The organism is Micromonospora sp. SL4-19 (assembly GCF_047921475.1).
Lineage (GTDB): Bacteria > Actinomycetota > Actinomycetes > Mycobacteriales > Micromonosporaceae > Micromonospora.
Genome location: NZ_JBLROB010000014.1, coordinates 126,077 through 132,762, shown reverse-complemented (window position 1 = coordinate 132,762; position 6,686 = coordinate 126,077). Strand labels below are relative to the sequence as shown.

Annotated in this window: 5 protein-coding genes and 1 rRNA gene; 5 read left to right on the top strand and 1 reads right to left on the bottom strand. The window is 71.6% G+C overall.

What is annotated here, in order from left to right; translation table 11 throughout:
• A 5S ribosomal RNA gene (gene rrf / locus ACNAVT_RS18855) occupies positions 1–96 on the top strand; the annotation flags it as partial.
• A gap of 233 nt (positions 97–329) precedes the next feature.
• Entirely contained in the window at positions 330–956 is a 627-nt protein-coding gene (locus tag ACNAVT_RS18850) for an NADPH-dependent F420 reductase (RefSeq protein WP_416297950.1), read from the top strand.
• A 70-nt stretch (positions 957–1,026) separates the two neighbouring features.
• Here the strand turns inward: ACNAVT_RS18850 and ACNAVT_RS18845 are convergent, their stop codons facing one another.
• Positions 1,027–2,847, bottom strand: a complete 1,821-nt coding sequence (locus ACNAVT_RS18845) for a VanW family protein (protein WP_416297948.1) — start codon at positions 2,845–2,847, stop codon at positions 1,027–1,029.
• A gap of 198 nt (positions 2,848–3,045) precedes the next feature.
• Here ACNAVT_RS18845 and nudC point away from each other — a divergent pair, with 198 nt between their 5' ends.
• The 3 genes from nudC (at position 3,046) to ACNAVT_RS18830 (ending at position 6,672) form a co-directional block, all read left to right on the top strand.
• Entirely contained in the window at positions 3,046–3,969 is a 924-nt protein-coding gene (gene nudC, locus ACNAVT_RS18840) for an NAD(+) diphosphatase (RefSeq protein WP_416297946.1), read from the top strand.
• Between the two features lie 416 nt (positions 3,970–4,385).
• Positions 4,386–4,988, top strand: a complete 603-nt coding sequence (locus ACNAVT_RS18835; protein WP_416297965.1) for a DUF6230 family protein — start codon at positions 4,386–4,388, stop codon at positions 4,986–4,988.
• A 94-nt stretch (positions 4,989–5,082) separates the two neighbouring features.
• Entirely contained in the window at positions 5,083–6,672 is a 1,590-nt protein-coding gene (locus ACNAVT_RS18830) for a DUF6114 domain-containing protein (protein WP_416297944.1), read from the top strand.
• The last annotated feature ends 14 nt before the right edge of the window (positions 6,673–6,686 follow it).

Genomic DNA, 6,686 nt, shown 5'->3' with positions numbered 1-6,686 from the left:
GAAACGCCCGGCAACATTCCGAACCCGGAAGCTAAGCCCTCCAGCGCCGATGGTACTGCACTCGGGAGGGTGTGGGAGAGTAGGACACCGCCGGACAATCATTCCAGTCAGGGTCACCCTTCGGGGTGACCCTGACTGCGTTTCAGGACCCGTTCCTATGACGCCGGCGCAGAGAGCTTCGGGAACCCCCGCGTACGGCCCGCCCGGTCTCGTACCGTCGGTGCGGGACCGCTTGGCGAGTCCCGGCCGCGATCGGGGTGGCCCGGTCGGGCTACTGCTGATGGTTCGGCCGCACTGACCGTCAGGTGTCGCCGGAGGCAGGAGTGGTCATGAAGATCGGAATCATCGGGTCGGGGCACATCGGTGGGACTCTCACCCGTCGACTGCGGGCCCTGGGCCACGACGTGACCGTGACCAACTCGCGTGGACCGCAGAGCCTCACCGACCTGGCGGCGGAGACCGGCGCCACGGCCGGCACGCTCCCGGAGGCCGTGCAGGGGGCAGAGTTGGTCATCGTCGCCATTCCGGTCAAGGCGGTGCCGGACCTGCCGGCTGCGCTGTTCGACGGCAAGCTGGTCATCGACGCGGACAACTACTACCCGGAGCGGGACGGCAACATCCCTGACCTGCTCGACCGGAGCCTCAGCTCCAGCCGCTGGACCGCGGAGCACCTCGAGGGCGCGCGGGTGGTGAAGGTCTTCAACACCATCCGGGCCCCGCACCTGATGGACAACGGCAAGCCGGCCGGCGCGCCGAACCGGATCGCCCTGCCGGTGGCCGGCGACGACGCCAATGCCAAACGGGTGGTGATGGGGCTGGTGGACGAGCTGGGCTTCGATCCGGTGGACGGCGGCACGCTCGACGGGAGTTGGCGGCAGCAGCCGGGCACCCCGGTCTACGGCGCCGACCGCGACGCGGACGGCGTGCGGCAGGGGCTGGCCGAGGCCCGGCCCTGAGGGCGTACGGACGAAACGATGCCCGCCGGCTCTCGCCGGCGGGCATCCTCGGTCTTGACCTCGACGAGCGTCAGGCGGACGGCTTGGGGGCGCAGATGAAACGCGGCTCGGGGTCGTAGCGCCAGGTGAACTTCTCCCGCTTGAGGACCTTGCCGTCCTTCTTGATGACCCGGTAGGCGTCCTGCGCGAAGCCCACGCTGCCCTCCGCGGAGATGCAGCTGGGGCCGGGCTCCAGGTAGACGGTCTTCGGCTGGGTGATGTTCCGGCGGGGGCCGTACTCGGTCTTGACGCTGTCGTAGATCTTGGTGCTCCAGATCGACACGGTGATCGTGCTGGAGGTGTAGGACGTGTCGATCAGGACGCCGTACGGGGTGTTGTTGCGGAACTTGAAGTCCAGCTGCGGCCAGAAGATGGTCGACTCGATCACCGCGGGGTAGCGGCTGAAGTAGAACGAGTGCGGCTTGTGCTCGACATCCTCCAACCCGGCGTAGTAGGTCGCGTTGAACAGCGTCGTGGTGAACTGTGAGACTCCGCCGCCCACGCCCGGCACCAGCTTGCCGCCGACAATGGTCGGGGCGTCCTGGTAGCCCTGGTCGTATCCGCGCTCGCCGGTGTGGCCGTTGAGGGAGAAGGTCTCACCGGGCTTCACGATCGTGCCGTCCACGTCCTTGGCGGCCTGGACGATGTTCTGGCTGCGCGGCGAGGAGAGGCCACCGGGGAAACGGGTGGTGAAGGTGGAGACCCGCTCCCTGATGCCCAGCTCGGCCAGCTTCGCCTCGGTCAGCTCCGGCTCGGCCGGCTTCAGCTCGGCGGTCACCGTACGGCCGTCCGCCTTCGCCAGTGCGGCGAGCAGGTCCCGGCTGAGGGCGGACGCGTCGACCTGCCGGCCGGCCCGGCCGGGCACCACCTTCGGCTTGCCGCTGGCGATGGTCAGGCCGGCGTCCTTCGGCTCGATCTCAATCTTCGCCAGCTGATCGCCGAGGGCGGAGCGCAGCCGCTTCACGTCCACCCGGGGGGTCAGCTTGCCCGCGTCGTCCGTGGAGAAGCGCAGGCCGCGGGCGATCGCGGCGGGCGGGATGGTGACCGAGCCGCGGTCGGTGGAGAGCGTGACAGGGGCCGCCACAGCCGGCTCGGCCAGCTCGCTGACGAACCGGTCCACCTCCTCACGGCTGGTCGCCGGCCACTTCTCGACCAGCGGCACGGTCACCGGCCGGCCGGTGAGCCAGCCCGACTTGACCGCGTCGGCCGAACCGGTGGCGTCCACCGTCAGGGCGGGCTTCGGGTAGACCGGCTTCGGGGTGGTGCCGGTGAAGATGATGGCCGGCATGGTCATCTCTCGGCCCTGGTCGCCCATCGCGCGGCGCAGCGCGGCCTCCAGCCGGGCGGCGTCGACGGTGATCACCGGGTCGACCGTACGGGAGCCGACCAGGCGGCTCACCGGGTGCGCCTCGGCGGCGGAGGCCGCCGCCACCGTGGCGTCCACGTCGACCGTGAGCCCGACGTCGGCCGGCTTCAACTCGACGTGCTTCTCGCCCACGGTGACGCTGATCGGAGCCCCCAGCGCCGCCGACCGGCGGTCCAGCTCGGCGCGGAGCGCGTGGGCAGCCTCTGCCCGGCTCCGGCCGCCCAGCTCGGCGCCCAGCACCGTGGTGCCCCGGGGTACGTCCCCGGCGTACGCGTAGGCGCCCGCGCCCACGCCGGCGGCGAGCACGGCCGCGGCGATCCCGCCGGCGAGCAGGAGGCGGCCCCGCCGGGACCGCTTCGGGTTGCCGGACGGGCCCGGGGCCGGTGTGACGGCAGGTTCCGGCTCGTCGTCCGGCCAGCTCACCGCGGTGACCCGGACGGTGGGCCGGTCGTCGGCGGGCGGCAGTTTGTCGCCGTACAGCGTCACAGCAGAACCTCGATCGGGGAGTACCACGGGGGGACGCACTCCCGCCCGGAAGACACCTACGGTAACCAACGCTCGAGGCGGCCGGGAGTCTCCCGTCGGCGGTCGCCGAGGCGGCGTCTCGGCCGGTCGGCGCGGATGTCGCGCCTGTCACCCGCACCGGGTTTCCCGAGCAGGTGGCGGCCGTGGGACGGTGGGCGGGTGCAGACGGATGAGCGGGGCCTGGCGTACGGCGGTGGCTGGCTGGACCGGGCGGCGGCGCTGCGCACCGACCCGGGGTGGATCGCCGCCCGGCTGAGCGACCGGGAGGCCGTGCTGCTTCCGCTCTGGCGGGACAGCTGCCTGGTCTCGGCGGATCGGGTGCCGGTGCGACGGGCCGCCGTCGACGCCGCCGGGCTGCTCGCGGCCGCCGACGAGACGGTCTTCCTGGGGCTGGACGCGGGGCGGGCGGTCTTCGCCGTCGACCTCTCCGGCCGGCCCGAGGGGGAGGCGTTGGAGCTGGCCCAGGCGGCTGAGGCGGTGGACGTACGGGCCCTGGTGGGTGGGCTGGGTCCGGCCGACGCGGCCGTGCAGGCGTACGCCAAGGGGCTGCTGCACTGGCATCGGGGGCAGCGATACTGCGGCGGCTGTGGAGCGGCGACGATCGCGCGCGACGGCGGGCACACCCGTTCGTGCACCGGTGCCGGCTGCGGCCGGCTGCTCTTCCCCCGGATCGAGCCGGCGGTCATCGTGCTGGTCGAGGCGCCGGGTGAGCCCGAGCGCTGCCTGCTGGCCCGGCACCGGGGCGCGCCCGAGGGGTCGTTCTCGACGCTGGCCGGCTTCGTGGAGGTCGGCGAGAGCCTGGAGGACGCGGTCCGCCGGGAGCTGGCCGAGGAGGCCGGGGTGACCGTGGTCGAGGTGTCCTACCAGGGCTCGCAGGCATGGCCGTTCCCGGCGGGGCTGATGGTCGGCTTCCGGGCGACGGCCGCGTCCATGGAGGTCCGGGTGGACGGTGAGGAACTGGTGGAGGCGCGCTGGTTCACCCGGGAGGAATTGTGGGCGCGAGCGACGGACGGACGCCCGCCGGGCCGGATCGACTCGATCGACCACCATCTGTTGGGGTCGTGGTTGACCCGAGCGAGCTGATCCGTCGCACCGGACGGTCAGCCGCCTCGGCCGGACGGCTGAACCGGATATCACCCTCAGCGGTTTGCCAGCTGCCCGTTACCGAACTGTGACGTTCATCGGTCGTGTTCACCACTGGTGAAACGCGTCTGCCTCTATGTTCCAATCGCGATGGTTTATCCCGGGGTCCTTGCCGCCAGGATGTTAACTGTTGGTAACCATCGGCCATCTTGATATTCCAGGGGTATTACCGGCCAGTAGCAAGGGTCTTGTGACGTGTGTCGCTTCGCGAGAGCATCCAATCCGCGTACTGCGCCCGTCGGCACAACGGCGCCCGCAAGCCGCCCCACGCTTTCCCCTGTCCCGAGTCGCGCCCCGCGATCGGTCATGACACCCCCTTCGAGGAGGACCTCGTGAGTGAATCGGAAGGCCGCCAGATGCGCGGCGGCACCCGCTGGCGCCGCTTCGCCGCGTTGGCGATTCCCGCTACGGCCGTCGCCGGCGGCATTCTCTTCGGCATGGCCAACGGCGCCATCGCCGCCAACATCACCGTGTCCGGCACCTCGTTCAAGGTCGGTGCGGACCGGCTCGAAGGCGATGACTTCACGCAGTACGGCGGTGTCGTGTTCGAGAAGGGCAACCCGAGGCCGGTGCCGATCGCGGTCTCCGAGATCGGCCACGCGGACCTCTACAACCTGTGCCAGTCGGTCAGCGCGACCGTGCCCGGGACAGGCATACCCGTGGTGCTCCGGATCGAGGCCGGCCGTGGCAAGGAGCCCGCGACCGCGGACGACATGCTGATCTCGATGGAGTCGCTCAAGGGCGACGCGACATTCACGGAGATCAAGATTGGTCGGGACGCCAGCGACCTGAGCGGCGATGCTCCGGTGGGCTCGTTCGGCCAGAACGCCGATCATGTCACCATCCTCGGGCTTGAGCAGGTCGCCCGCTACACCACGGCCGGCACCTTCAACCTGAAGGGCCTGAACCTGAAGGTGTACGCGTTCGACAAGGCCGCTGGTAAGGAGTGCTTCTCCTGACCTGGCCGGGAGGTCCGCGGAGGGTGCCCTCCGCGGGCCTCCTGTCGTGTTCGGCAATCCCCTCGTATCACCGCACGGTTCGTAGGAGGAGTACGTGACGACCGCGGACGCGCAGCACGCCCGACCCGGAGGGGTGACGCGGGCCTGGCGCAGCTTCCGGCGCTGGCGGCGGAGCCGGCCGTTCTGGGGCGGCCTGTTCACCGTGCTCGCCGGGGCGGAGATCTTCGGCACCACCCAGGCGACCCTGGCCGGCCTCACGTTGAAGATGGGGCCGACCGGTTTCCTCGCCTGGCTGATCCCCACCATCCTGGTGGCCTGCGGTCTGTTCATGTGGTTCAGCCCGCAGCAGCGGATGTTCTATGCGGTCATCGCGGCCGTGACGGCGGTCTACTCGCTGATCGGGGTCAACCTCGGCGGTTTCGGCCTCGGCATGCTGCTGGGCATCGTGGGGGCTGGGCTCGGCTTCGCGTGGGTGCCCGACCGCCGGGCGGCCACCGCCACGGAGCCCGAACCGGCTGCCGACGCCGAGTCGCAGGAGGGCGACGAGTTCGAGGAGGACCTGACCCTCGTCGACGAGCTGCTGCCCCGGCAGCGCGAGGAGGACACCACCGGCATCCTCACCGACACGCTGCCCGAGCCGCGTAACCCGCTGCGCGAAGGGGCCCCGACGGAGCCACCGACCGGTGCCGCCGACCCCACTCAGGCCGGCCCGGACACGCCCCCGGGGAGGCACCGCGACCCGAGGTTGTACGCGATCCTCCTGGGGCTCACCACCGTCTCCATGGCCGGTCTGCTCGCGCTGCGGGGTGAGGAGCCCGCCATCGCCGCGCCCGCCTGCCCGACGCCCAGCGCGGCCGCCCCGAGCCCGACCGCCTCCGCCTCGGCCAGCCCAAGTCCGGAGCCGGCGGAGAAGAGCTCGGACGGCAACCTGCTGACCGACAGCATCGACGGGATCACCGGCCTGGTCACCGGCGGGCACTCCGGCGACGCCGGCAGCGAGCCCTCGCCCGCTCCGGGGGCGAACGACTCGGCCGGCCTCGCGGTGGTCGCCGAGCCGGTGGCGACCGAGACCTCCGCCGGCACCACCCCCACCGTGAGCGCCACCCCCACCAGCGCGGCGCCGGAGCCGAGCAGCAGCTCCTCGGCGAAGCCCTCCGCGCCGGCGGAGCCGAACACCGACCCGTGCGCCAGCCCGGCCCCGACCAAGCCGAAGCCGGCCGAGCCGGGCAAGCCGTTGCCCCGGATCGCGGCCGACCCGGGCCAGCCCCGGGCCGCCGCCCAGCCCTCGAAGCTCACCGGCTCCAAGCTCACCATGACCGGGCTCCGCTTCGACGGCATCGTCGAGCTGCCGACCCGTGCCGGCACGCTCAAGTGCCTGAAGTTCAGCATGGACAGGGCCGTGACGGACGACTTCGTCCTCCGGGCCGACGGCCCGGCCGGCAAGACCCAGCGCTACCGCAGCGACCAGCTGACCGTGCAGGGTGATGTCGCCTTCTACACCACCCGGTTCGTCGGCTGGCTGGCCGGCGTCAAGATCACGCTGACCCCGGACCTGCCGCTCCCGGACGGCCTCCCGATCCCCTCGCCGGTGCCCGTCACCTTCACCGACCCGGAGATCGACCTGGCGTTCGTCGACTCGCACACGCTCACCGCCAAGCCGAAGCTCACGCTCGACCTGGCCTGATCCTCGACGGGTAC